This window comes from Sutterella parvirubra YIT 11816, assembly GCF_000250875.1.
GTDB lineage: Bacteria > Pseudomonadota > Gammaproteobacteria > Burkholderiales > Burkholderiaceae_F > Sutterella > Sutterella parvirubra.
The window spans coordinates 1-3343 of record NZ_JH604909.1 but is presented as its reverse complement, the minus strand read 5'-3'; the positions used below and the strand labels follow the sequence as shown (position 1 = coordinate 3343).

Annotated in this window: 2 protein-coding genes; one reads left to right on the top strand and one right to left on the bottom strand. The window is 65.1% G+C overall.

Features of this window, described 5'->3' with window-relative positions:
• A partial coding sequence (locus HMPREF9440_RS02820; RefSeq protein WP_008541307.1) for a MerR family transcriptional regulator occupies positions 1-266 on the bottom strand: 266 nt, incomplete at its 3' end.
• A 500-nt stretch (positions 267-766) separates the two neighbouring features.
• Between HMPREF9440_RS02820 and HMPREF9440_RS02815 the strand changes: the two genes are divergently transcribed.
• Complete coding sequence (locus HMPREF9440_RS02815) at positions 767-2740, top strand: FAD-binding protein (RefSeq protein ID WP_008541306.1); 1974 nt, start codon at positions 767-769, stop codon at positions 2738-2740.
• Positions 2741-3343: the final 603 nt, after the last annotated feature.

The window sequence follows — 3343 nt, the reverse complement described above, 5'->3', positions numbered from 1 at the left end:
TTACACGTTATTCCCTTACTAGTCCTAAATCCGCACCCCTGAAGGCGCATGGCCTCGAGGATCGTCGCCGACTGGTTGAACGGGAAGTAGCGGTAGCCGTTGTCGCGGATCTCGGACGTGAGGATCCCTTGACGCTCGTAGTGCTTCAGGTAGTCCGGGCCCACGCCCATGAAGCGGGCGAAGTCACCGATGCGGTAGCGCTTGAAGCGGGGACGGCGGGGTTCTTCGGGCGCGTCGGGATGGTGGTGAGGAAGGTCGATGGGCATGGGCTTCGCTCCGGGGTTGGATCGGCGGGTCGTGCGGCTCTCGTGGGCAAATCGGTCCCCTTTCGGTCTTCAGGCCGCCCGCCGATTGTAATCAGTCGCCCGGACGGCTCGATTTTCTGCGCATCTCTCGGGGATTACCCTCAATTTCGCATTCCCCCTTGACCTGAGTCCTGCACCCAGGTTGACGATCTTCCCGCCGAAAGCAGGTCCGGGGGGCGTTACGCCCGGTGCGTTTCCGCGGTCGTTCAGGTCGAACCGGCTCCTTCGGACGCACCGGCCGGCAGCCCCGGCCCGCCCGGCCCGGCAGCGTCGGCCGCCCCCTCGGGAGAACTCTCTTCCTCTCTCGTCTCCCGAACGGGGTTCAGCCGTCCGACGCCCGGGCCGAGGGCCCTCCCCCGGACCAACCCTTTTCAAACCGTTTTCAACCCTTTTCTCCATCCCGTCGGTCGCCCTCCGAAAAAGAAGCGTAGGGACGGCCGCCAACCCAAGAGAACACGACCATGACGCTCTCCCGCCGTTCATTCCTGCGCTCCGGCCTGGCCGGGGGCACCCTCGCCATCTCCGCCGCCGCTGCGGGCGCCGCGACGCTCGTCAAGCCCACGACCGGGATCTACGTCCCGGGCACGTACTCCGCCAAGGCCTCCGGCATCGGCAACGTCGTCGTCACGATGACGTTCGACGCGAACCGCATCACCGACGTGGTGCTGAACGTCGCCGAAGAAACGCCGACCATCGGTCAGGCTGCTGCGGAAACCTTGAAGAAGGCCCTGATGGCGGCTCAGGCTTCTGAAATCGACGCCGTCTCGGGCGCGACGATCACGTCGAAGGCCGTGATGGCCGCGGCGAAGAAGTGCATCCAGCAGGCCAAGGGCGAAATCCCCGTCGAGGTCGTCAACACCGGCAAGGCCTCGGACGAAGATCCCTCCGACTGGCTGGGCCAGCCCCCTGAAATCGCGGAGTCCCAGATCCGCCGCACGGTCGACGCCGACATCGTCGTGGTCGGCTGCGGCACGGGCGGGCTCTTCGCGGTGTGCGCGGCGGCCGAAGCCGCCGCGAAGGTGATCGGCATCGACCGCTTCGCGACCGGCACGGGCGTGCGCGGCGACCTGGGCGCGTTGAACTCCCGCTACCAGAAGGAGTGGGGCACGAAGATCGACAAGTTCGACTTCGTCACGATGGCGACGCAGTACGCCGCGGGTCACATCAACCAGGATCTCGTGAAGCTCTTCTGCGACGAGTCGGGGAAGACCATCGACTGGTACGGCGACCGCTTGGCCGAGCGCGGCGTCGAGCTCTGGCACGAGTCGGGCGACAAGGACGACGAAACGCGCTGGAAGCACTACCCGACCGGCCACTCGCCGCGTTGGGGCGCGAAGGGCCCGGACGGCAAGAAATTGGACGGGAACGCCGTGCTCGTCGACTACGCCCGTAAGCTGGGCGCGCGCTTCGACTACGAAACCCGCATGGTGAAGTTGGAGCGCGCCGACGGCGGCCGCGTCACGGGTCTCATCGCCGAAACGGCCGACGGGTACGTCCGCTACCGCGCCAAGAAGGGCGTGATCGTCGCGACGGGCGGCTATGGGCAAAACTACGCCATGATGGAGGCGCTCCAGCCCTGGAACCTCCGCGTCATCGGCCGCAACGGGGCTCTCCCCGGCGCCAAGGGCGACGGCATCCGCGCCTGCCTCTGGGTGGGGGCCGCCATGGACGAAACGCACTCGATGATGCTCTTCGACCGCTGCGCGCTCCGCCCCGATCAGCCGACCGGCGTGGAAACCGCCAAGAAAGGCGACGTCGGCTTCTTCTGGATCGGGAGCCAGCCGTGGTTGAAGGTCAATGCCGACGGGAAGCGCTTCTTCAACGAGTCCGGCATCTATGAAGGGATCCTCCACGCGGACGAATACCAGAAGGGCCACTGCCACTATTCGCTCTTCGACAGCGACTGGGTGGCGCAGACGAAGGAATTCAAAATGCACGGGTGCTCGCGCGTTCATCCCTTTGAGAACGGCGCCGACCCCAACATCCACTGGAAGGTCTTTGAGGAGAAGATGCTCCCGGGGTTGATTGAGAAGGGCTTCGTGCAGAAGGCCGACACGATCGCGGAACTCGCGAAGAAGCTGGGGCTCCCTGCGGCGGAGCTCGAAAAGACCGTGAAGCGCTACAACGAGTTGGCCGCGAAGGGCGTCGACGAAGACTACGGCAAGGAAGCCCACCGCTTGGCCGGCCTCACGAAGCCGCCCTTCTACGGCGCGAAGAACACGGGCTACAGTCTCTGCACGATGGACGGCATCAAGATCAACACCGACATGAACGCGCTCGACACCGAGGGGAACCCGATCCCGGGCCTCTACGTGGTCGGGAACGACTCGGGCGGGTTCTTTGCGAACACCTACCCGAACCTCGTCACCGGCATGGCCTGCGGCCGCACGGTCACGTTCGGGCGCTTGGTGGGGCTTGCGCTCGCGAAGGCGTAAGACCCCGGGGGCCTTGCGCCCCTCCCCTCCGCCGCAGACGGGATGGATCTTCTGCGGCGGAGGTCGCCCGCGGTGCTCTTGACGCGCTGCGGGCAGGAACCCGGGAGCTCAGGCTCCCGTGGTTCTCTCTTCTCCGGCTCCTCATCTTCTCAAACCATCCTCTCCGCTTCTCTCCGGAGGCTCCGGCGGTCTTCACCTTGGTCTGTCTCTCGAAGACCGCCGACGGCACCCGGGCGCTTCTTCAGGTTGGTCCAACCTGCGCCCGGGACCGTTTTTTCTTCCTCCCGCCTCCTTCTTCCCTTTGTCATCCTTCCTCCATCCGTCCCATTCGCCTGTCCGCTTAGGGTACTGCGGTACTCCCATCCGTTTTCGCCATAAGGACTTTCGCTCAGCCCGGCCGCAGGAAGCCACCGGTCGGCAACGTCCCGAAGGCATCCTGAGGAAAGACGCCGGAAAGGGTCGCCGTCCGCCTCCCTACCGCCGTCCGATGCGCATATCTGCGACATCCCCGCGTCAAAAAAGCACATTCGTCGAGCGTTTCAACCGATGCCGACCAAAAGACTAAGCATTTATGTGGGATGAGGGTACGTATTTCGGACCTGT

Coding starts and splice junctions, on each gene's coding strand:
- HMPREF9440_RS02815 (WP_008541306.1), top strand. CDS start 767: ATGACGCTCTCCCGCCGTTCATTCCTGCGCTCCGGCCTGGCCGGGGGC.